The sequence below is a fragment of the Roseofilum capinflatum BLCC-M114 genome (assembly GCF_030068505.1).
Classification (GTDB): domain Bacteria; phylum Cyanobacteriota; class Cyanobacteriia; order Cyanobacteriales; family Desertifilaceae; genus Roseofilum; species Roseofilum capinflatum.
This window is the reverse complement of the sequence record NZ_JAQOSO010000101.1, coordinates 106,113-129,513: the sequence shown is the minus strand read 5'-3', so window position 1 is coordinate 129,513 and position 23,401 is coordinate 106,113. Positions and strand designations below refer to the sequence as shown.

Below are 23,401 nucleotides of genomic sequence, written 5' to 3'. Positions count from 1 at the left end.
GGTTATTTAGAGGTTAGAAACGGGGTGATCGCCTCACAAATGGTTTCAAACTCAAACTGATTAACTCGCTCTATCAGCCATTGGGCGATTTCTGGAGGGTCAAGGTCTTGGCTGAGGTCGAGAATCGATTCATGATCGGCTTCAATAGCCCTCTGATGGAGGGCCCATAGACAATCCAACGATAAGGTTTCCCAGGGTAAATCGCCTTTAGATTGTGGCTTCTGAGAAGTCCCCTGACCAGAGGTGAGGTCAACAGTTGGCTCTAGGGAACAGGTTTCATAGAGATAACGAACGCCTAAATGTTGGGCAATTTTGTCGAGTAGTACGGGTTGCTGAAAGGGTTTGCTGAGATAGTCATCACATCCGGCTCCTAAAACCTGTTGTCGATCTTCCTCAAAGGCATGGGCGGTGACAGCGATGATGACGGTAGCTTGACCTTGAATGCTGGCCTTAATCTGTTGGGTGGCTTCTAACCCGTTGACCACCGGCATTCGCATATCCATGAGGATCAGATGGGGTTGCCAACTTTGCCAGAGATCGATCGCCTCTTGGCCATTTTCGGCAGCCTGAACTTCAAACCCCACATGATTTAACAGATGCAACAGAAGTAAGCGCTGCTCCCGTTCATCATCAACGACTAAGATGCGATAGGTGGGCTGATCGGGAGCTAATCCGGCGATCGGTTGTAGGGGGCGATCGGTCGTAATCGATTGAGCTTGTCCCAACTCTAAGGGAATATCAAAAAAGAAGCGACTGCCCAAACCCACTGTAGAGTCTACCTTTAATTGACCTCCCATTAACTCAACGAAATGTTGGCTAATGGCTAATCCTAATCCCGTTCCTTCTTCATCATGTTGCCAGCTATGGGTGAGTGCTGATGGCTGGCTTTGCACAAAGGGTTGAAACAACCGGTCTATATTTTCCGGAGCAATACCGATGCCAGTATCAGAGACGATAAACCGGATCTGATCGCGATCGCGATCGGTTCCAGGAGTAGGACATGGGATCGCTTCGAGGGTCACACACCCTTGGGACGTAAATTTAATTCCATTATCCACGAGATTAAGGAGAACTTGTCTTAATTTCTTCTCATCTCCATAGACATATTGAGGAACCCGATCGTCAACCTTGATTTTCAGAGCTAACCCTTTCAAACGAGCTTTGAGCTGTAATAGGCTTTTGAGATTCTCTAAAATTTTGAGTAAATCAAAATCTGTGGCATTCAAGCTCACTTTGCCCGACTCGATTTTCGACATTTCTAGAACATCATTGATTAAATTGAGCAAATGTTCGCCACTTTGATTAATGATTTTCAGTTGTTCTTGCTGCGTCAAAGACAAGGATCCATCTCGCCCCATCACTTGGGCAAAGCCTAAAATAGCATTCAAAGGAGTCCGAAATTCATGACTCATTTTCGCTAAAAATCCACTCTTAGCTCGATTAGAAGCATCGGCATTTTCTTTGGCAACTTTCAACTCTTCCGATTGGGTTTGGATGGCTTCAATTAATTGAGATTGCTGAATAGAAATACTGAGTTGATTGCCAATATAAATAGCCATTTGAATTTCGTCTTCTTGCCATTTTCGAGCCGATTGATTTTGATAAATTCCCAACAATCCCCAGAGTTGATGGGAGCAAAACAGAGGAAGCATTAGATAAGATCTAGCCTGAATCTTTTCTATAAACTTCAAATATTCTACTTCAAAGCCCGCTTGATAAATATCAGTCATACAGAGATATGGATAAGCATGAAAGGGAACTAATTCTCCCGTCATAGAGAGAACAGAAGAAGAACGCTGATTAGGCGTATCGATCCATTTTTTCAGCGCACAACTTTCATCAGTAATGAGTTCTGAAGAAAATACATGATCTGTGTCGAATAAAGAATGCCAACCCGGAGCTACAGAATCAGTAATAAATTGACCACTCCAATCTGAGTTTAAGCGATAAATTGCCACACGATCGCTCTCAAACAATTCTCGAATTTCATGGGTAGTGACCGCCAAAATTGTTTCTACATTTAAGGCTTGTTGCATCTGGGCAAGAATATTGGCGATCGCTCGTTCTTGTTGGGCAATTTTTTTGAGTTTTTCTTCAGAAGATTTTCGTTCTATTTCAGCTTCAGATCGTGCCACAAAGACATCTAATATTGCCCGTTTTTCTTCATTTACTTCCAGAGGCTTAACATCCAAAATGGCAATATAGCCAATCACGGTGTGTGAACTATTTTTCAAGGGGAGTCCTAAGTAGCTTTGGATATTCAAGCTTTGAATCAATGGATAATTACCAAACGCCTCTTGGCAGCGATCGGCATAATAAACTTCTTCTCCTGACAAAATTGGATGGCAGGGTGCATCTACCACATCTAGCTGAGAAAACGTTTGGATTTCTGTGCCATTCCAAAAGGCTAAGATATCAACCTGTTTGAGTTCGCGATCGCGCACTTTGGCAATTAAAGCATAGGGAACTTGAAGAAGATTGGCTAAATATTGAGTGCAACTCTCAAAAAAATCATCTCCCGTCGATGTTCCTATCCCTTGCGAGAGCAACTTAAACGCTAACTCTCGTTGTTTTTGGGCAGTAATATCAACACCAAATGATTGAATATCCACCAAGGTTCCACTCCGATCGAGAATGGGTTGATTCGTCCAACGTAACCATCGAGATTGTCCTGTTCCAGAGCGATATTCATATTCCCAACTTTGTGGAGTTAAGGTTTTTAATAAATGGATAATCTGGTTTTGAATTTCTAGACGATCATTGGGATTGACTAAAAAGGAATTTAGAGACCGATCGATGAGCTGAGTTTTGGTTTGATTAAAGAATTGACAAAAATATTGATTCACAAAAGTCAGTTGAGTATTGGGTTGCCAGCGACAAATCAAAACATCTTCTTGGACTTCGATCAGTTCTCGATAGCGAGTCTCACTTTCTTTGAGTTCTAATTCAATTCGATGACGTTCGGTGATATCTTCGACCAGGCCCAAGATCAATTTGATGGTTTGGTTTTCTTGCAAGGCAGAAATAGTCACTCTTCCCCAGCGAAGGGTTCCACTGTTGTGAATATAGCGTTGTTCAATCTGATAGGATTGAGTTTGACCGAGTAGCAGATTTTGAAAGTGAGTATCATGGGCACTTTTGTCTTCTGGATCGATCAGATGGGATGATGGGATCGATCGCAATGCTTCTGGGGAATAACCAACGAAGGATTCAAAGGCGGGATTGGTTTGCACAAAGTGACCATCTAAGGTGGTAATGTAAATTCCAATCCCGGCTTGTTCAAATACGGCCTGAAATCGAGCTTCGCTGTGCTGGAGGGCCGTGGTTACCGCTTCTAAGGCTGTGATGTCCCGAATGACGAATAGGGCAGTTTGATCGGATAAGGGGGAAACTTTGGCGGAAAACCACATGCGTTGTTCTTCGATCGCCAGGTGATATTGAAGGGTTTGGGTTTCTCCGGTGGCGATCGCCTGTTGAATGGCTCTTAAGTGTTCATCAGCTTGGGCTTCGGGTAAGCAGTCATACAGGGTTGTGAATAACTTGTTTTCAGGAGGTTCTCGCAAAAATTGGGGATTATTAGTCATAAATTTCAGACAAACCCCCTGCTGGTTATAGACCCCGATCGCATCATCCATCGCCATCAACATGGCTCTTTGCTCGGCCTCTACTTGTTTTTGCCGTAGAACCGTTCCTAATTGGGAGGCGATCGCCGAAGCAAACGCTAATAATTGATCGCATTGATGGTGAAATTCTAAGGTCGAGATTCCCGATAGAAACAACACCAACACCGCAACCACCTGTTCCTGCTGTTGTTCTCCTGGACGTGATACAATCGGAATCCACAACCCCTTCTGGATATGGCACAGAGCCGCTAAATCCGGTTGTTGGCAAATTTCCGGCGATCGCTGGGGAACATCCGGCACATACTCGGCCCTTCCCGTTGCCCACACCTTCCCCAGCAAACCCGTCCCACTGCTCCAAATTTGGCTTTGACGACCGAAACGAAACCGTTCTAAATGGCTCAAGACCTCTGGGGGTTCCTGCTTATGACAGTGCCAAACCGGACTGAGAGTTAAGACCCGACCCTCATCACTCGGTAGCCAAACCTCACCATAACTCCAACCACTAGCTTCACACAGATGTTCCAGAGCCGATTTCAGAGCCGTATGGAAATCTGGCGATCGGCTAATCTCTTGAGTCACCTTCAATAACCATTGCGTCTGCTCTTCCGCCTGTTGGCGCTTCAGAGCCGTTTGCCGAATACCAATCCACTTACCCAAACTTTGAGCCATCAGCTCTAAAATTTCCTGAGCTTGAGTGTCAAACCGCTCCCCCTGCTCATGGGTCGAGCCAAACCCTAACACACCATAAAATTCATCCTCTACCCAAATCGGTGTGCCCATAAACGACTTCAAAGTACAACATCCTAAATCCAAGGGTTTGAGTGGTCTAAAGCCGCGATCGATTTGTTCGTGAGTAATCGTTTTTTGTCGGCGTATCACCCAATCCAAATAAGTCCCTCGAAAATCCAGTTGCCCAGATAAATGAATATACTCAAAGGTCGATTCCACCCCATCAATTACATACCGATCCTCTTCCACATGACCAATCAAGCCAACCGAACACCCTAAAATCGAACATCCCGTTTGCAAATAATCTCGACATAAGGCTTCTATTGTCCGATAATGGGACGTACTTAAACGATGGATCTGTTTCAGATGGAAGCTAAAACGCTCCAGTTTCTCTTCTATCAAACGACGATATTCAATTTCTTCTTGGAGACGGAAATTTTGGGTAAGGAGTTGTTTGTGGGTCTGCGACGCTCGAATATGATAGTCAATCCGGGCCAGCACTTCGGACTTGAGAAACGGTTTAGTTACATAATCGACTGCTCCCACTTCAAAGGCTCTCACTTTATCAATTTCTTCTCCGAGGGCACTAATAAAAATAATTGGGATATCCTCAGTTAAGGGATCGGCTTTCAGTAAGGAGCAAACTTGATAACCATCAAGTTCTGGCATTAAAATATCTAGTAAAATCAAGTCAGGAGGCATGGCCTTAGCACCCGATAGTGCCAATGCACCTGTAACTGCCGATCGCACCTTATAGCCTTCTTGACTGAGCATCTTAGCAAACATATGCAAATTGGCTGGGATATCATCAACCACAAGGATATTGGGTTTAACTGGGGCTGGTTCCTGCTTAATCATTAGCGATGGGTCAGATATATGAATGCAAAATGGGAAGTAGATTTGAGACAGACCAGTAGAGCCAGGGGGAATTCAAAGTGTTTTTTGATTCATAATAGCTCTGTGATTATTCCTTATTGTAATTCTCTATGGATGTTTTTGCCATAAAGGGGTTGATTGAGGGTGAGTGTATAGAAATTCTGCCCTAGAGACTCTATTCTTTTAAGATGAAGATTCATTGAGGCCGAAACGCATGTCTTCTAAGCGAGCCATACTCTGTGTTGATGATAACCCAATTATTTTAGATAGCTTGAAGCGACAACTCAAGGCTTGGTTGACTCCGAGCTATTTGATCGAGCAAGCAGAAAGTGGTATTGAAGCCTTGGAAATTGCCGAAGATTTGATCGCCGATCGGATTGATATTGCCCTGATTATTTCCGATCATATGATGCCAGGAATGTCCGGGGATGAACTTTTAATTAAAGTGCATGACTTATCCTCAAAAACCCTAAAAATATTACTGACAGGTCAAGCAAGCGCCGATGTGGTTGGACGAGTGGTTAATTATGCCAAGTTATATCGTTATATTTCTAAACCTTGGGATGAAGAAGATTTAAAATTAACCGTAACTGAAGCCTTACGCAGTTACGATCAAGACCAAAAATTAGCTCAACAAAATAAAAGATTACAACTCATCAATGCTGAACTGACGGAATTGAATCAAGATTTAGAGAAAAAAGTTTCTCAAAGAACCCAGGAATTAGAACAAGCGAAGCAAACCGCAGAATTAGCGAATCGGGCTAAAAGTGAGTTTTTAGCCAACATGAGTCATGAGCTGCGATCCCCTCTGAATGTGATTTTGGGATTTTGTCAATTAATGGGGCGTTCCTCTTCTTTGCCCCCAGAACATCAAGAAAATCTCCGCATTATGAACCGCAGTGGACAACATTTATTAACCTTGATTAACAACGTTTTAGATTTATCTAAAATTGAAGCCGGTCGCATCACCTTAGATGAAAGTTGTTTTGATTTTATGAGGTTGATTGATGACTTAGAAGGAATGTTTAAGCTAAAAGCAGAACAGCAAAGTATAGAATTGTTTTTTCAGGTTTCTCCTGAAGTCCCTTCCTATATTTGTACCGATCAAGTTAAATTACGTCAAATTCTAATTAACTTGCTTAATAATAGCCTAAAATTTACTGAAGAAGGTCATGTAAGTCTGAGGATTTCAACCGTGAGTCCCCAGGCAGATCCATCCAGTCATAAGATCGTGTTACAAGTTGAAGTCGAAGATACAGGGCCGGGTATTGATCCGGAAGAGCAACAGAAATTATTTGAAGCTTTTGTGCAAAGTAAAACGCGAAAAGTGTCTCAGGAAGGAACAGGTTTAGGTTTGACCATTGCCCAAAAATTTGTGCAGTTAATGCATGGCACAATTACGTTGGAAAGTCAAGTCGGTTATGGCAGTAAATTTAAGTTTACCATTGAAGTGTTGAGAGTGGATTCAGATCAAGTCCTTCCCACCCATTCGAGTCATAGAGTCGTGGGTTTAGCTCCAGAGCAACCCGTATACCGAATTTTGATTGTGGACGATCAGTGGGAAAATCGGCAACTTTTGTTACAATTTTTGGAGCCAATTGGTTTTGAGGTGAAACTGGCCGAAAATGGACAGGAGGCGATCGCCATTTGGGAAACCTGGAAACCGCATTTAATTTGGATGGACATCCGGATGCCAGTCATGAACGGAGATCTCGTCACCGAGCAGATCAGAGCCAACACCCCAGCAACAGAGCCGCCTCCGATCATTATTGCCTTAACAGCCAGTATCTTAGAAGAAGAACTCGATCGGATCTTAAAAGTTGGCTGTAATGACTGCGTACTCAAACCCTTTACAGAAGACCTAATCTTTGAAAAGATAGCTAAACATCTAAGTGTACGCTATATTTATGATGATCATTTACAACCATCCCAGGAACACCCGGTAACCCCTTCCTCTTCCCCATTTATTCTCTCATCAGATAGCCTCAAAGTTATGCCCTATCCGTGGCTTCAGCAACTCTATCAGGCAGCAGATGCCATTGATGACGATCGGCTATTACAGTTAATTGACCAAATTCCCGATCGATATTCAACTCTTGCACAATCCCTCACTGATTTAGTCAAAACCTTTCGCTGCGATCAAATTTTAAGTTTGATCGAAGATATCCGAATGGATAATTTTAATTCCAATCGCTAGAGAAGTAGAAACTGTGGATACTTATAAAGGGAATATTCTCATTGTTGACGATCAATTAGAAAATCTCCAAGTCTTATCTCAAACATTGTCAGAAGCCGGGTATAAGGTTCGGGGAGCGGTTAAAGGAGAAATGGCTCTGAGAGCTTCTCGATCCGGAAATCTCGATCTGATTCTGTTAGATATCAAATTACCTGACATGAGTGGCTATGAGATTTGCCAAAAACTGAAGCAGCATGAAAAGACCCAGAATATTCCCATTGTCTTTTTAAGCGCCTTGGATGAAGTCCTCGATAAAGTGAGAGCTTTTCAAGTTGGAGGAGTCGATTATATCACCAAACCCTTCCAAGTGGAAGAGGTCTTAGCTCGGATTGAGCATCAATTAACCATTCGACGACTGCAAAACCAACTGCAAGCGCAAAATAAAACCCTGCAACAAGAAATTCAAGAACGAAAAAAAGCGGAGGAAGAAGCTGAAGCTGCTTCTCAGGCCAAAAGCCAATTTTTAGCCAATATGAGTCATGAACTCAGGACTCCTTTAAACTCTATTTTAGGCTTTACTCAGGTTATGCTTCGGGATGGTCAGTCCACTGATGAACAGCAAGAATACTTAGAGATTATCAATCGCAGTGGAGAGCATTTATTAGATTTGATTGATGATATTTTGGATTTATCCAAGATTGAAGCTGGTATTATTCAATTAAATGAAAAAGACTTAGATCTTTACTATTTATTAGACAGCTTAGAAGACTTGTTTAAGATCAAGGCGGAATCGAAAAGTATTCTGCTCAAGTTTAATGTCGATCCTCAAGTTCCTCAGCATATTAAAACCGATGAGCAAAAGTTGCGAAGTTGCTTAATTAATCTGTTAGGCAATGCCATGAAATTTACAGAATTGGGTCAAGTGGAACTGAGTGTTAAGTTACATCAAGATACAGATCGGGCCAACATTGAATTTCAAGTGAGTGATACAGGCCCAGGGATTGCCCCCGAAGAACAACAGGATTTATTTAAGGCGTTTGTGCAAACGTCAACAGGGATGCAATCTGCACAAGGAACCGGTTTAGGCCTATCGATTACGGATAAATTTGTGCAGTTAATGGGCGGAGAGATTTCCGTGAGCAGTGAAGTGGGTCAAGGTACTGTTTTTTGGTTTTATCTTCCCTTTCAACCCGGAGATAACGCCTTACCCTCAGACCAGGAAAATCAACGGGTTGTCCGCTTAAAACCGGGGCAAAAAGCTTATCGAATTTTAGTGGTGGATGATACACCAGAAAATCGTAAGCTGTTGATCAAGTTGCTCTCTCCCGTAGGGTTTGAGGTGAGGGAAGCGAGTAATGGTCGAGAAGCGATCGCGCTCTGGGAAAGTTGGCATCCTGATTTGATTTTCATGGATACTCGGATGCCGGTGATTGATGGTTTAGCTACGACCCGCATGATTCGAGAACAAGAACAGCAGAGGGGTCTAAATCCAACGGTGATTATTGCCTTGACTGCGAGTGCTTTTGAACAAAGGCGAGCGAAAATTATTGAGGCGGGTTTGGATGATTTTCTTTGTAAGCCTTGTAAGAGTATGGCCCTTTTTAATAGTTTATCTCGTTATTTAGACGCGGCTTACGTTTATGAACCAATTCCTGAATCGATACGGAAACTGAAACGGTATCCGGTACGCACAGATTCCTTCTGGGGAGAACAATTGAGTCAAGTGGAACTCACTTGGGTTGAATCTCTCTATTATGCTGCTAGGGAAGTGAACGAAGAAAATGTTCAAGAGTTGATCCAACTTATTTCTACTGCTCATCCGGATTTATCTGAAGCTCTCATGATTCTCTTTAACGATTTTCGCTTAGATATTATTATGCAAGTGACTCAGGATTATTTGGAGCGATCGCCATAACCCCTTAACTTTCCCTGATTCCCCGTCTGGGAAGCGGTGACGAGAGAATAATAGAAGTCGAAGTTTGTCCAAATTGACTCAGTTGATCGATGATCTCCTCTAAATGAGCCATGGAGGATACAATCACTTCGATGAAGAAGGAGGCATTACCGGTGACATGGTGGCACGATCGCACCTCTGGCAAAGTTTCAATCAGAGCTAAGATCTGCGGATACTGCTGGGGAGTAGTGGTTAGGGCAATAATGGCGGCAATGGGATAGCCCACTTTTTCCGGGTTGATCTGGGCTTGATATGCCGTAATGATACCCGCTTCTTCCATGCGCTTCACCCGTTCGGCGATCGCCGGAGCAGACAACCCCACCTTTCTCCCTAACTCCGCAAACGATATTCTCGCCTCCACCTGCAAGATCTCCAGAATCTGCCATCCTGTCGAATCTAACCATTTTTCAGAATCGAAAGTCATTACTCTATTCTACCTTATATTCTCCAAAAAATCAAGCCATTTACCTTTTATTTCCCCTTCAAATCCCCCTAAAACTTAGCTATTCTAAAGCACAGTATAAGAAACCCATTCCCTATTCCCCATTCCCTATTCCCCATTCCCTAGCGCAAAGCGCCATAATTCCCCATGACAACTTCAGTCATTCTCCAAGGCCTAATCATCGGCTTTTCCATTGCCGCACCCGTTGGCCCCATCGGCATTTTATGCATCCGCCGCACCTTAAGCCAAGGCAGAATCGCCGGACTCATCTCCGGTTTAGGCGCAGCCACCGCCGACGGTTTCTATGGCTGTATTGCCGGATTCGGATTAACCTTCATCTCCCATTTTTTAATCGAACATCAAATCGGATTCCGCCTAATCGGTGGACTCTTTCTCTGCTATTTAGGCATCCAAACCTTTCGCAGTTCCCCCAGCAAAGAAGAAGCAAAAATTGATGGTAAAACCCTTGGGCGAGCCTATGTTTCCACCCTATTTTTAACCCTAACCAATCCCCTCACCATTCTCTCCTTTGCCGCCATTTTCGCCGGACTCGGAGCCGGAACTACCAATGGAGAATACGGATTAGCCCTTATACTCGTCTTGAGCGTCTTTTCCGGGTCAGCCCTGTGGTGGTGTGTTCTCGTCACCGGTATTGGCTTCATGAAAGATAAAATTACTCCCCATCGCTTGCGCTGGATTAACCGAATTTCCGGAGTCATTTTATCCGCATTTGGCTTAATTGCCCTTCAGTCTAGTATAGTCGAGTTATACATGAGGTGGAAAATATGAATGTCCTTAACCGCCGTCTGGGGCTAGAACAGGAATTTTTCCTAGTCAATGAAGAAGGAGTACTATCCAACCAAGCCGATGAACTCCTCGAAACTTGCGCGGAAATTGCCCTGCGAAACGGTTCCACTCCAGAGGCTTTTGCCCCGGAGTGGGTAAAAACCATGATTGAGATTAAAACCATACCTTGTCATCATCTCCCTGAATTAATCCAGGAATACCTCAAAACCCTTAACATCGCCCTAAAAGCCGCCAAAAAGCTCCACTTGCGGCTTTATCCTCTCTCTACCTATCCCTTACACGCCACCAGTCTCAGGCGCGACGAATTAAAATATAACTTCCAAGTCCGCACCATTGGTTCAGAGCGTTTTGAACATGCTGCCCAGTGTACAGGAACCCATTTACACCTAGAACTCCCCCCAGGAACCGTTGACCGTCGGGTAGGCTGCTCTTATAACTCCTCCCCAGAAGCCAGAGCCGAACTGGTCAATATTTACAACCTCCTCACCGCTCTCGACCCGGCAATTATTAGTCTCTCTAGAGCCTGTCCCTTTTATGGAGGGCGAGTGAGTGGAGTAGCCATGCGTACCATTCATTATCGAGGCAGCAAATACTATGGTTGGGAAGGAGTCTATACCCATCTAGAAACCGTAGGCGGGTTAACTCCCTATGTAGAGAGCATCGAAGATTTAGTCGAGCAGCAATTTAACCGCTACTATTGCTGGCTCAAGGCCATGGAAAAAGCGGGCATTTCCAAAGCAATGTTTGCCCAAACTGGTGGGGAACTCCTAACCACAGGTTGGAACCCCGTGCGAATGAACCGATTAGGAACAGTGGAACTGCGAGGCATAGACAGTAACTACCCAGAGGTGATTTTGGAGCTGATTACCCTGGTTGTTCATGCTGCCAAGCGAGTACAAAATGAAGGCATAACAGTTAGACCTCAATCGGGGTTAGAACAGTTTGAACTTAAAGATTCCGAACTATTTGTACCCGATTTTGAGTCTCTCAATGGCAAGTTATTTTATCAAGCGGTGACTGAAGGCATCAAGAGTTCAGCCATCAAAAACTATTTGGATTCAATTTTGGCCTTTGCCGTACCCTCCAGGGAGTTATCTGAATTCAAAATTAGTCTAGGGGAATACCAAACGACGGAACAAAAGTTACTACAAAACTTTGCCCCAACGACGGCAGAGTTATCCCGTTCAGAAGCCCTAGAAATTGTTCGTTACTGTTGCGACCAGTTAGAAGCTCAAGTGGCTAGACTACTGTCATAGCCTGAGTTGCTACAGTTGTCATTGCGATCGCAGGGAAGCGATCGCCAAGATTGGGAGATTTTGCGATTGCTTCATTCCACTTCGTTCCATTCGCAATGACATACAGCAGTTTTCGCTCCTATGGGGTTTACTCCATAGAAGAGACAATTGCTAGACTACGGGGATAACTTTGCCTTTTTCAACCGATTTTTCTCATACCATTCGGCAATTTCCGGCATCCAAGCTTGGAAATGGGGAAAAATATGTTCGCAGAGCTTTTGGCATTCAAGTTGAGCATCCAACTTATATCGTAAGTCTAACAAATGCATCAGCGATCGCCCATTCAAAGATACCACAAAATGCTGCCTGACATCAAAGGGAATGATTCCCCGCGCATGTTCTTCCGAGATGCCACTCTCCACCATTTGCTGATACCGTTTTGCCGCCTGCAAACACCAGGCTAAATCTGATTGTCGCTGTTCTTCAGTATAAGCATAATGCTTACCTTGACGATTGCTATAGTCTCCCACAGGACGCAGGTAAAACACCTCTTCAATCGGTTTTAGACCCTGAGCAGCTTGTATAATTCTCGAACCTGTATAGCGGTTAGAATTATGCACTACTAGACCGTTTGCTACAAAGTTATGCCAGTTTCCAGACACCTCTAAATCATAGGTCATTTGCTCGCCTAAATACTCCACTTTGACAATCTTGACAGGATGAGCTTTAAGTTTCTTCCCTGGAGGATTCGGCTTACTCTGCCAAGATTTAGGCTCCAAAATGGGTTGATAACTTTGAGCAAATTCTTCTTCTTTATTCTGATGATGAATCTTTTCGTGGCAAAGCTTACAGAGTGTAATCAGATTATCAAAGTCATAGGCCAAACTCTCATCTGCATAAACAGGGACTAAATGATGAGCATGTAATTGTCCTCCACGTTCTCCACAACACTGACAGACATAATCAAACTTTTGGTGAACTTCAGGAGCAATTTCTCTTGTCCATGCGCCAATTTTTTGACGTTCATTAGACGTACCTCCTTTCCAAAAATTAGACTCTGATCCTCGTCGGGTGTATTTCCTTGCATTATCTCGACGTTTTTGTTGACTCTCTGGTGACAGATTAAGATGGTATCCAGTTTTGCCCTTATTCCAAGGATTCTTTTGACCTTTGGGACGCTTATTCAAGGATAGTCCATAAAAATAAACCCACTTTTTAATGGCTTCAATTGAACAATTACACAGATGTGCCATCTCATCAACATGAAGACCTTCCGCCAATCTTTCCTGTAACCATTCTCTGTTACGATAGAGAGGATAAATTCCCAATTTTTTTGGCTCATCGGTGGAAAAAACAGCGTTAACTTTCTCTTCAATCCAATCTTTTTCCCGATACCAACCATTGCCAGCAACCGGCATCCCGTTACACATAACCGCAGCTTTTTTAGTCATGTTAATCACATGACCATCCTCTCCAGTCACTAATCCCACTGCTTCACCCAGGGTTTGCCAACCTTCTGAAGTGAATAGGCGATGATTGACGGTACAATCGAGAGTTTTCCCATTTGCCAAAGTCATGCGATAAACAGGTTGAATACCTTGACAGATGACTTGTTCAATATGTCCAACTTCAAACAAACCGCTTTCTTCGTTTAAAACCCGTAACCGCATCTTCTGGAGTCTCTTTTTACAATCACGGCGATATTCTCCAGGGGGTTCACCTTTTCGACCTCTAATCTGTCTTGAACGAATCGCTTTTTCGCCATTGTGCCAGAGGTCATATAATTCTCCGATGGTTTTTTTGAGTTTTTTGCTGCTTTCACCCTTACAATTGACAAAGGTAACTTCCGTATTGGCAGCGAGACATTGTACGTCGAATGAGATTCCGACCCGATGAGTCCGTACTTGTTGCATAACGCTGTGCGGAAAATAACCACAGTTGAGAACGATTTGAGGATGTTCTAGGGGGCCATAATGGCCGCGACCACCGGATAATAAATGTTTAATAATTAGTTTCCCAGCTTTTGATTCATTTGGCCACTGTTCTCGCTCATCGTAAACCAAATTTTCACTATAATCTTGATGCATCGCCGCATAGATGACTTGCTGAGGATTGGGGATTTTCGTAATAACTTCAACTCTAAATTTATCCATGATTGAGAAAGTCAGATTAAGCCCGATCAAATTCTGGGAAATGACGGTCTTAGAATACCATAATTGTTAACCCTAATGACCAACCCTTTAACCTCTTTTCCAGGAGAGCCACCATTTGAGAAGGGTTTGAGACCAACTGGATTGATGAAATTGCTGAAGTTGCCAGCGATCGCCCACTCTGGTCAGTAGTTGTGATACACTGCCGAAGACTCCCGGACTCTCCTGCAATGCTTGCAGCTTGATCCGATGTCGCATGGCTAGACTCAGGGATTGAATGACTTCTTCTGCTCTGATTCCCAACACCGTCGCGCCTAAAATCGTACCATCTGGTTGTACTATGACCTTAATAAACCCGGTAATCTCCCCAGATAAAACTGCCGCCGGATTGGTTTTTAAATCCTCTTGAATGACCTGAACTTTATCGCCATATCTCCGTCTTGCACCAACTTCCGTTAAGCCCACTCTGGCTAGAGTTGGCGTGCTATAGATGGTATAGGGTAACTGCTGATAATCAAGGGTAAAGAAAGGTAACAATAAAGCATTTTTGGTTGCAATTTTCGCCTCATATAAGCTAAGATGGGGTAATGAATATCCGCCTAAAATATCGCCACAAGCATAAATTTTCTCGTTGGTAGTTTGCAGCTTATGATTGACCCTTAAATGCTGGTTTGTCCAGTCTACTCCTAGAAGTTCCAAGGTTGGAGCGGGAAACGGCAGAGCGGGAGGAGTGACTAATAAGACCCGATCGACGGCGATCGCCCGATTTTCCACCTGTAACCAGGTTTGTCCCTCAATCGATCGCCCTTGAGTCACCTGAGTTTCCCGTAAAACCTCCACCCCCAGCGCCTCCAATTGCCCGCGAATCAGATCGGACGCTTCCGGCTCTTCCTGGGGCAAAATCCGCTCATCTTCCGTAATCAGGGTCACCTGAGACCCCAACTCTTGGAACAATTGCGCCCACTCAATGCCACGGGGATCGGAGCCAATAATCGCTAAAGAAGAGGGGACAGACTCCAAACTCGCCAGGGTTTTCGGGGTCAGATAACCGGTACTCGCCAACCCATCAATCTCCACCCTGGGCTGGGTTTCCGGAGAGAGCAAATAAGCAGAAGAGAGCAAACGACGGTCACTTAAGGCGATCGCAATTTGTCCCTGTTTTTCCTCAAATTCCCCAGGCTCCTGAATCAAATCAATCCCCAACTGCTCCAGAGCCGCAGGAGAATCAATCAACGCTAACGTCTCCACCCCAGCTTGCACCCATTGACACAACCGCCCATAGGATGTCCGATCCTCTCTGATGGGATTGAGACCATCTTGCCCCTGTCGTAACGGTAAGGGCAACGTTAAACAATCCTGGAAACCGTAACTGTGGGAAGTCTCTGGTGGCAAAATCAGAGCCACCCTAGCCCGCAATTGGGCCGCCATCACCGCCCCATAGGTTCCGGCTGGAGAACCTCCCCAAACAATCAGATCGTAGTCAACTGACACAATAAGCAGTTATACAATAAAGGATAATGACGGATTCAGTCCAAGTAGACAGAATAGGAAATTTATAGATAACATCTTTAGAGCCTATTGTATTCTAGCGGTACACTAAAACAACGTCTCGACGATCGACCAGAAGCGATCGCCAGCTCTAGGTCTTTGCCTCTCCCTTGGTTCAACTTCGTCTTAACCTATGACTCGTGTGAATAAACCCAACTCTGACCAGAATACCAACCCGACTCCCGAAAATCCTTGGATTGAGGGAATCAAAACCATTGGACTGGCAGCCCTTCTTGCCATTGGGATTCGTCATTTCGTCGCCGAAGCCCGTTATATTCCCTCCGGGTCAATGCTGCCCACCCTCCAATATGAACCCACCCACGATCGCCTCATTATTGATAAACTCGGCTATCGGTTTGGCGACCCCCAACGGGGGGATATCATTGTCTTTTCCCCCACCGACAAGATGAAGGAAAAAGATCCCAATTTCAAAGATGCCTTAATTAAGCGAGTCGTAGGTTTACCAGGGGATAAAATTGAGATTGTCAACGGGCAAATGTATATCAACGATCGCCCCTTAGACGAACATTATGTGGCCTCAGAAATCAACCCTGCCGCCCAGATTACCGAGACCTCCGATCATCAATTTACCAGCATAGACGTTTGTCCCCCCGATCAACGATTTCTCGATCAACCGCGAATCGTGCCTCAAGACTCCTATGTAGTTTTAGGCGATAATCGCAACAGCAGTTATGATAGTCGCTGTTGGGGAGCCGTACCGCGCAAAAATATCATCGGTCGTGCCGTCCTTCGCTTTTGGCCCTTGGGACGCTTTGGAACCCTCGATGGAGTCCCCATCGATTCAGAAGAAGGTTAAGTCATAATGATCATTACCAATAGTATTGAGAGATAGAGTCTGAGCCTTAAGGCACGTGACCCGTTAAATCAAGGGATAAATTGGCTAGAATGGGACAAAAACAGCCGTATAAAGCAGAATGATGGTCGTCCAAGCTCACCCTCAATCTAAACCCCTATGGCTCCAAGTTCCCCAAGAATTGACCCTGCATGTGACACCGGAGCAGTTCACAATGCTGGCTGCGGCCAATCGTGAACTTCGACTGGAGAGAACGGCAACAGGAGCATTAATTGTGAATCCTCCCACAGGTGGCAATACGGGTCATCGTAACCTCAGCATAACCGGTCAACTCAGTGTTTGGTATGAAGCCAACGATACCCTAGGTCGAGCTTTTGACTCTTCCACAGGATTTGAACTCCCCAATGGTGCAAACCGCTCTCCTGATGCATCATGGGTATGCCAAGAGCGTTGGGATGCCCTTACCCCAGAGCAACAGGATGGTTTTATGCCATTGTGCCCAGATTTTGTGGTTGAGTTGCGCTCTAAAACCGACACTCTCAAGGAACTACGGGCAAAGATGCAGGAATATTTGCAGAATGGGGCGCAGTTGGGCTGGTTAATTGACCCAAAAAATAAGCGGGTGGAAATTTATCGTCCGGGTCAAGCCGTTGAGGTATTAGAGAATCCGATAACATTGTCTGGGGAGCAGGTTTTGCCAGGGTTTACACTGACGCTGAAGCGGATTTGGGAATGAAGGAAGCAAGATTTGCTGAACTCCGTATGGTTGGTAATGGTTTGCTAAGGGGTGAGGACTGAAAAATTTCAGAAAGTTTTCGTATAATTTTACCTATAGGGAGTATTATAAGAATCAAATTTTAATAAAATTTGTATAGGGGTGATTAAATAGGAAAATTTATATAATTTATAGTTATACGATAAGACAAGGGGAGATTAAGATGTCAAAACTGAATGTAGATCAGAAAACAATATTTGACCTTTTTTCGGACAAAAAAGCAGATTTTCTTATCCCTGATTATCAACGTCCCTATGCTTGGGATGAAGAGCAGTGCCAAACACTTTGGGATGATATTTATTTATTCTCTTTTCCAGATAATAACTATGAAGCCTTTGATGAAAATGAAGAGTATTTTCTGGGTTCTATTGTCACCTATAAAAATGAAAAAGGGAAATCAGAGGTCATTGATGGCCAGCAAAGACTGACAACACTAATGCTTATCTTGCGAGCATTCTATGACAAGTTTGCTAATATGCAAGATAGAAACTCGACTCTCACTCGCGATCGCATCGAAAAATGCATCTGGAAAACGGATACGTTCGGTACAGCAGATAAAAATACGCTTAAAATTGACTCGGAAGTCGCCACAGACAATGACAAAGAAGAATTTCTTGAACTACTGCGTACTGGAATAGTCAAGCCAAGCAGCAAGAGTCAATATGTGCTTAACTATCAATTCTTCCAAAAAAAAATTGATGAATTTTTGCAAAATGTTCCGGGTTATTTTCCGTATTTGCCTGCCCGTATATTAGGAACTTGTATTCTTTACCGTAATAAAGCCATCCTAGACAAATTCTTCGACTTCTTACACAGGGAGGATTTAATTACTAATTAAGACGACTTGGAAAACGTATATCAATGAGGTGCTGCACGCGGACTGTTTTGTCCAGGATCGGGTGTGCGCGATTAGGATACAGCAGTTTTCGCTGTTATGAGGTACATTAATGACTGTTTTGAACGATCGCTAAAATGGCTTAAAGTGCTACCCAGTCTGCTGTTTGTTCCCCCCATTCCCCCATTCCCCCATTCCCCCATCACAGCGCGAAGCGCTGTATTTGCAGCCGTTGAGTTTTGCCGTTATGCGGAAAGAGAGCGACCATGATCTGTGGCACGAGAATAACGCTTCGTCCCGCTACCCCAAATGACCGCCGGGACATCTACCTGTGGCTGGCTGCGTCTGATGTCACGGCATCTATGATGGGGCCGCCTATATTCCCAGACGTACCGATTCCCACCTGGGATGAGTTTTGTGATGATTATGCACTGCATTTCTTCGATGGGTCACGACTTGACTCTGGATGCTCTTTTATCATTGAGGTTGATGGCGAAGCGGTTGGACACATCAATTATGATGGACTGGATACGGAACGATCGCTTACAGAATTGGACATTTGGATGCGATCGCAGGACTGCTGCGGTCACGGATATGGAACCGATGCAATGGTTGCATTGATGCGCCACTTTCACGCCAAATTTGCGGTTGAAACGTTTATTGTTCGTCCTTCGCGCCGCAATCAACGGGCAATCCGCGCATACGAAAAAGCTGGTTTTCAACCTTCCCGATTGTCGATCGCCGATCAAATAAGCACATATGGTGACGGAGATTACTTTGATACGATTACACTTGAGTGCAAAATCTCCGTATCTACCGATACTGCTGGCCTTGTATGCACCATTAAGGGTAAAATTCTTACGATCGATGTTCGCAACAATCCATGAATCCTTACACTATTTTCAAAGAAACTCAACGCCCAAGAGCAAGCGATCGCGCCACTGTGCCCATTCTGACCAATTGTGAATCCGCCGATCGCCTCTTAATTCTCATTTGGTCACAACTGGGGGATTTTGATAGTCTTGAATATGCTTGGTGGTTACAACGAGAAGCAGAAACACTGCAATCCCACGGCATTACGATTCGGGCCGTGGGAATTGGCGATCGCAATTCGGGATTAAAATTTTGCGACTACACCGGATTTCCCCCAGAATGGTTATTTGTAGATCCCACGGCCCAACTGCACCAACAATTAGAACTGTATCGGGGATTATCGTTAAAATTTCCCGGTTTATCTCCAGGACAAAATGCTTGGGTGAATTTAATGTTAATGTGTGCCGGGATTGCCAGTCCGGGGACTTTGGCAGAAGTGTTTCGCGGTTATCGGGGCGATCGCCAAGCCCCTCAGTTAATCGACGATCAAGAAGAAATCCAAGCCAGACCATTACCCCCTTTGAAAGGTTCATTTTTCAACAGGGCAGGAGGAACTGGGTTTCAGCGTCCCTTTGAACTAGCCACCCTGCGACTGCGGAACATGACCGAAGTGCTGGGAAACTGGAAAACATATGTCCCCGATGCTGCGTATATGACCCAACGGGGTGGCACTTTCTTGTTTGATGGTCAAGGAAATTTGCTCTACGAACATCGCGATCGGGGAATTCTCGGTTTTGCAGAAAATATGAGTCGTCCTCTGTCTTTTCTATCCCTGGATTCAAAGGACGGGTTTTAGTTTCTTAAGTTTCATTGTCTCTTTGTCAGTAATTAGTTACTAATGACATAATATAACTGATCCAACGGACTTGATATTACCCCCCTTTTGCCGACAGTGACAGAAGAGGGATAATTGCACTGGGTTGAGCCGATGTTACTCTAGAAGTTGTTGAATAAATTCCAATTGAGTGGTATCGCGAATGATTAAGAAAATGCCTAAACCTAATAGCAACATAATCCCGGTTTGCATGACATTTTCTTGCACCTTAGTCGGCAGAGGTTTACCGCGCAAACCTTCGACTAAGAGAAAGGCCAATTGACCGCCATCAAGGGCCGGTAGAGGCAAAATATTTAAGACGGCTAAATTGACACTAATAATGGCGGCAAAAAAGGCTAAACTGCCGGAATCCGATCGCGCTAATTTCGCCCCTTCCTCCACAATTTTCACCGGCCCGCCCACTTGGCCAGCCATGGAGCTAAAATTAGTGATCAGTTGGCCAAAGCCTTGAACCGTCCGCACCACAATATCTTGAAACTGTTCGGCAGCTAAACCCAATACTTCAAAGGGGCCTTGAGGCGATCGATAGGTGGGCGTACCATTGGGAAATAATTGGACTCCAATGCGTCCTTGACCATCGGGGCCGGGTTGGGGAGTCACCTGCAAGGGAATCACCCGATTGTCCCGTTCCACAGTCAAGCTTAAAGGTTGATTGGGAGCCAGTTGAATGGTTTCTTGCACCACACCAATAGCACGTTCAGACGCGCTTAATTCCTGGCCATCGATGCTGAGAATGATATCACCTGCCCGAATACCGGCTTGGGCGGCTGGGGTATCGGTGGAGAGGACTTGAGGAACTAAAACCCCTGGTTGATAATTGATGCCATCGGGAACCCCTTGAAAGCCAAACTGAAGCGCCAAAACCAGATAAGCAAAGATTAAATTGGCAATGACTCCCGCACTAATGACGATCGCCCGGTCTAAGATAGGACGATTATTGAGTAGATCCGGGTCATCAGGCGGTATGGTGCTTTCGGGGTCTTCATCAGGGAATCCCACAAACCCCCCTAGGGGGATGGCTCGAATCGCATATTCGGTTTCTGGCCCCTGATATTTCCATAGGATGGGGCCAAAGCCTAATGAAAACCGGTTGGCATGAATGCCCTGGAGACGGGCGGCTAAAAAGTGGCCCAATTCATGCACAATAATTAAGACGACGAGAACTGCGATCGCTGCCAAATAACCCATAGGAGTTACTAAAAATTACCACTAAACAACACTATCTTCTTATTGTAAGCGGTAAATCCCTACAAAACCTCCCGTCCTCAATTACGATCGCGTCTTATTCTAGAGTAGTCTAACTGGTGCGATCGCACTTTCTTCAGGATCGCATTCATTATGCGATCGCCCCCCCCTAACTACAACAAAGAATCCGGATCGATATTCAACTGTCGCAATTTCTCCCGTAGCTGTTGTAGATCTGACTCGGCGCGATCGGCTCTTTGTTGTTGGCGTTCCTTTTCCTGTCGTTCGAGTTCCTTTTCCTGTCGTTGGCGATCGCGCTCTTGCACGACATCCTCATAGGTTCCAAACGCTTCCCCAGTCGGCGTGAATAACTGCAACTGTTGCGATCGGGTACTAAAACTCACTTGTAATAAAGGACTCCTCCAACCCTCCATTTGAGGAATTTCGGTTAATTTCCCCCCACTTCTCAACCATCCTTGCAGTTGATTGAGTTCCGGATCGTAGACATAATATTCTTCCACCCCATAATAGTCGTAGAACTCAAACTTATCGTTCATCTGTCCTCTGCTATTACTCGGTGAGATAATCTCCATCGCCACTTGAGGCACGATATTTCCTTCTTCCCATTGTTTATAGGAGCCTCTATCTTTTTTCTCCACTCCCAAAACCACCATAATATCTGGCGCTTGGCTGAACGGTAATTTTTCTTCAGCTACCGTTAACGTTCCCGCCTTTTTGGGATACCACAACAAATCACCAGCCACAAACACATCTTGTCGCTCTTTAAACAAAACCGACAATCCGCCGACAATCGTTGTCATTAAACGAAACTGAACCGTATTATCCGCCATCGGTTTGCCATCACTTTCGGGGTAGAGTCGAGCCTCAATTTGTGATTGATGGAGTAATTCTTGTACCATCGTTTTCTACCTGAATATCGATTGAGTTTGCACTCCTATTTTCAAGATACCATAATTCCCTGGAGGAAATCCGATCTTTTTGAAAAAAGTCCAACTTTTTATCTCATTAATTGCTCGAAAGAGCAATTAATAGAGATGCCCTTTATTGTAGGGGCTAAATGCCTACAAAACCTCACGCCCTAAATAGGGTTGCAGCACTTCCGGAACTTGAACCGCACCGTTAGGCTGTTGATAATTCTCTAGGATAGCGGCCATGGTACGCCCGATCGCCAATCCCGATCCATTTAAGGTATGAAGATATTGGGTTCCCTTTTTCTTCGCTTCCCGGAAGCGGATATTCCCCCGTCGTGCCTGAAAATCACCACAGTTGGAACAACTGGAAATCTCCCGATATTTGCCAGAGGAGGGTAACCAGACCTCCAGATCGTAGGTTTTGACGGCGGAAAAGCCTAAATCTCCGGTGCATAGGGCGATCGCCCGATAGGGCAATTTCAAGGCTTGCAGCACCGATTCTGCCTGCTGTACTAAGGTTTCTAACTCCTCTGCCGAGGTTTCTGGACGCACAAACTTAAACATCTCCACCTTATTAAACTGGTGCAGCCGAATTAAGCCCCGCGTATCCCGTCCATAGCTTCCCGCTTCCCGACGGAAACAGGGGGTAAAGGCACAATGATAAAGGGGTAAGTCCTCCGCATTCAGGATTTCATCCCGATAGAGGCTGGTAATGGGCACTTCTGCGGTGGGAGTGAGCCACAGATCGTCTTTTTCGCACTTAAAGCTCTCTTCGGCGAATTTGGGCAACTGTCCCGAAGCGGTGAGGGAGTCGCTATTAATCAGGAACGGGGGCATAATTTCGGTATAGCCTTCCTGAATATGGCGATCGAGCATAAACGAAATGAGCGCCCGCTCCAATGCCGCACCAGTCCCCATTAACGTCACAAAGCGACTTTGGGCAATGCGAACAGAACGCTCAAAATTCAAGATTCCTAGTTGTTCCCCAATTTCCCAGTGAGGGAGAATATTCGGATTCTGCGGTAAATATTCATCCCCCCAGCGCCGCACCTCCACATTTTCTTCCTCACTCTTGCCCAGTGGCGTAGAATCGTCAGGAAGGTTGGGTAAGGGCAGGAGTAACTCGGCTAATTGGGCTTTCAGGTCTTTTTCTTGGGGTTCGAGTTGCGCCAGTTCAGCCTTAACCTGGTTTCCTTCTTCCTTGAGCGCTTCGATTTCCGGAGATTGGGGAGCAGTCCCCGATTTGATCTTTTGCCCCACCTGTTTACCAATCTCGTTGCTTTTCGCTTGCAGTTGACTGCGTTGGGTTTCCAAATCCCGTTGTTGGCGATCGAGGTCTAAAATAGTCTGGAGGTCATAATCTGGCCCTCGACTGTTCAGTTTGGCTTGAACCTGTTGGGGATTGTCTCGGATTTGTTTAATGTCCAGCACCGGTTTGTCCTGTAAATAAAGCTGACCCTACACCGATCAGAATATCATCTTGCTAGTTCGGTATATCCCTATGTTCTTCCTTTTCTGTCATTCTCCGATAATGAAGATAGAATAAAATAGAGTATCAATAGCTAAAAGCGAGATAGAGCAATGGATGTAGAGTTACAGATCTTAAAACATT

16 protein-coding genes and 1 pseudogene are annotated in these 23,401 nt (G+C 44.8%); 10 read left to right on the top strand and 7 right to left on the bottom strand.

From position 1 onward, the window contains the following. Positions 1–2: 2 nt before the first annotated feature. Positions 3–5,210 carry a response regulator gene (locus tag PMG25_RS19575; RefSeq protein ID WP_283768580.1) on the bottom strand — a complete coding sequence of 1,736 codons (5,208 nt, stop codon included), beginning with the start codon at positions 5,208–5,210 and terminating at the stop codon, positions 3–5. Between the two features lie 232 nt (positions 5,211–5,442). Here PMG25_RS19575 and PMG25_RS19570 point away from each other — a divergent pair, with 232 nt between their 5' ends. Beyond that, a complete protein-coding gene (locus PMG25_RS19570; RefSeq protein WP_283768579.1) occupies positions 5,443–7,425 on the top strand; it encodes a response regulator in 1,983 nt (660 codons plus the stop codon). A gap of 13 nt (positions 7,426–7,438) precedes the next feature. After that, on the top strand, positions 7,439–9,319 hold the full coding sequence (locus PMG25_RS19565) for a response regulator (protein ID WP_283768578.1): 1,881 nt from the start codon (positions 7,439–7,441) through the stop codon (positions 9,317–9,319). Between the two features lie 4 nt (positions 9,320–9,323). On the opposite strand, the gene PMG25_RS19560 is transcribed toward PMG25_RS19565, so the two are convergent. Further along, positions 9,324–9,782, bottom strand: coding sequence for an Lrp/AsnC family transcriptional regulator (locus PMG25_RS19560; RefSeq protein WP_283768577.1), 459 nt, complete (start codon positions 9,780–9,782; stop codon positions 9,324–9,326). A 165-nt stretch (positions 9,783–9,947) separates the two neighbouring features. Here PMG25_RS19560 and PMG25_RS19555 point away from each other — a divergent pair, with 165 nt between their 5' ends. Further along, on the top strand, positions 9,948–10,589 hold the full coding sequence (locus PMG25_RS19555) for a LysE family translocator (RefSeq protein WP_283768576.1): 642 nt from the start codon (positions 9,948–9,950) through the stop codon (positions 10,587–10,589). Continuing rightward, positions 10,586–11,863, top strand: a complete 1,278-nt coding sequence (locus PMG25_RS19550; protein WP_283768575.1) for a glutamate-cysteine ligase family protein — start codon at positions 10,586–10,588, stop codon at positions 11,861–11,863. Before PMG25_RS19555 ends, PMG25_RS19550 begins: the two co-directional genes overlap by 4 nt. A gap of 155 nt (positions 11,864–12,018) precedes the next feature. Here PMG25_RS19550 and thyX read toward each other — a convergent pair whose 3' ends face one another. Next, positions 12,019–13,995, bottom strand: a complete 1,977-nt coding sequence (gene thyX, locus PMG25_RS19545; protein WP_283768574.1) for an FAD-dependent thymidylate synthase — start codon at positions 13,993–13,995, stop codon at positions 12,019–12,021. An 87-nt stretch (positions 13,996–14,082) separates the two neighbouring features. Then, positions 14,083–15,483: an FAD-dependent oxidoreductase gene (locus PMG25_RS19540; protein WP_283768573.1), complete on the bottom strand. Its 1,401-nt coding sequence runs from the start codon at positions 15,481–15,483 to the stop codon at positions 14,083–14,085. Between the two features lie 190 nt (positions 15,484–15,673). Here PMG25_RS19540 and lepB point away from each other — a divergent pair, with 190 nt between their 5' ends. The 6 genes and pseudogenes from lepB to PMG25_RS19510 all read left to right on the top strand — a co-directional run bounded on the left by lepB (position 15,674) and on the right by PMG25_RS19510 (position 19,633). Beyond that, the gene (gene lepB, locus PMG25_RS19535; RefSeq protein WP_283768572.1) at positions 15,674–16,357 is read left to right on the top strand and encodes a signal peptidase I; all 684 of its coding nucleotides are present in this window, start codon (positions 15,674–15,676) and stop codon (positions 16,355–16,357) included. Between the two features lie 118 nt (positions 16,358–16,475). After that, entirely contained in the window at positions 16,476–17,090 is a 615-nt protein-coding gene (locus PMG25_RS19530) for a Uma2 family endonuclease (protein ID WP_283768571.1), read from the top strand. A 202-nt stretch (positions 17,091–17,292) separates the two neighbouring features. Continuing rightward, positions 17,293–17,898, top strand: a pseudogene (locus PMG25_RS19525) (DUF262 domain-containing protein); the annotation flags it as partial. 165 nt (positions 17,899–18,063) lie between these two features. Continuing rightward, positions 18,064–18,234 carry a hypothetical protein gene (locus PMG25_RS19520; RefSeq protein ID WP_283768569.1) on the top strand — a complete coding sequence of 57 codons (171 nt, stop codon included), beginning with the start codon at positions 18,064–18,066 and terminating at the stop codon, positions 18,232–18,234. Further along, positions 18,231–18,851 (top strand): GNAT family N-acetyltransferase, encoded by a 621-nt coding sequence (locus tag PMG25_RS19515; protein WP_283768568.1) that lies wholly within the window; start codon positions 18,231–18,233, stop codon positions 18,849–18,851. Before PMG25_RS19520 ends, PMG25_RS19515 begins: the two co-directional genes overlap by 4 nt. Next, a complete protein-coding gene (locus tag PMG25_RS19510; RefSeq protein WP_283768567.1) occupies positions 18,848–19,633 on the top strand; it encodes a peroxiredoxin-like family protein in 786 nt (261 codons plus the stop codon). Before PMG25_RS19515 ends, PMG25_RS19510 begins: the two co-directional genes overlap by 4 nt. Positions 19,634–19,768: 135 nt before the next feature. Here PMG25_RS19510 and rseP read toward each other — a convergent pair whose 3' ends face one another. The 3 genes from rseP to serS form a co-directional block, all read right to left on the bottom strand. Beyond that, complete coding sequence (gene rseP, locus PMG25_RS19505; protein WP_283768566.1) at positions 19,769–20,860, bottom strand: RIP metalloprotease RseP; 1,092 nt, start codon at positions 20,858–20,860, stop codon at positions 19,769–19,771. Positions 20,861–21,030: 170 nt separating this feature from the next. Then, positions 21,031–21,777, bottom strand: coding sequence for a Uma2 family endonuclease (locus PMG25_RS19500; protein ID WP_283768565.1), 747 nt, complete (start codon positions 21,775–21,777; stop codon positions 21,031–21,033). A 162-nt stretch (positions 21,778–21,939) separates the two neighbouring features. After that, positions 21,940–23,220, bottom strand: coding sequence for a serine--tRNA ligase (gene serS, locus PMG25_RS19495; protein ID WP_283768564.1), 1,281 nt, complete (start codon positions 23,218–23,220; stop codon positions 21,940–21,942). Positions 23,221–23,401 lie beyond the last annotated feature (181 nt).